This is a genomic window from Halomonas sp. 3D7M (assembly GCF_014897885.1).
In the GTDB taxonomy this organism is placed as follows: domain Bacteria; phylum Pseudomonadota; class Gammaproteobacteria; order Pseudomonadales; family Halomonadaceae; genus Vreelandella.
Window position 1 is genome coordinate 840 of sequence record NZ_JABUZF010000276.1, and the last position, 565, is coordinate 1404.

Consider the following 565-nt stretch of genomic DNA (forward strand, 5'->3'; position numbering starts at 1 on the left):
TCACCGGCTTGTCACTCCCCTTGCGCCGGAACACCGGGCGCTCCACCTTCAGCACCACGTAACTGGAGGCCCGCTGGGCCAGCCGGTAGGTGGTCTTACTGCCGATTACTTCGTACTGATCGGCCTCCGGCCCTGTCAGCTCTGGCGGCAGATACTCTATGACTTCCACCGGCACATCAGAGGTAAAGCGCAGACCGGTGTCGTTCAGGCAGCCATCGTCGCGCTGCTTCTTGCCGGTGCCACGCTGATAGGCCTTGATGGGGCGTTCTTCTTCGTCAGCAGGCGGCGCCGGTAGCGGCGCTTCCTCTGGCTGGAACAAGCTGTCCTGCCCGGGAAGATCGAACACCTGCTTCTCGGATTTGGGACCGAACAGCTGCTTTTTGAACCAGTCCAGTTGATGCGTCAGCTGACGAATGGCCTCCGCCTGGGCACCCAACTGCTCCCGCAACACGGCATTCTCCTCGGCCAGAGCCGAGTAGGAAGGTGCATTGGAAGAAGGAGCGGAAGCGGTTGAATTCATGGCCGATATTATATCGAAAGTCGGCCTTCTATACCCCTCGAAAAC

At 59.8% G+C, this 565-nt stretch carries 1 protein-coding gene; it reads right to left on the reverse strand.

The features are described from left to right. On the reverse strand, positions 1-520 hold a 520-nt coding region (locus INT22_RS21680), incomplete at its 3' end, for a transposase (RefSeq protein ID WP_226912958.1). Positions 521-565: the final 45 nt, after the last annotated feature.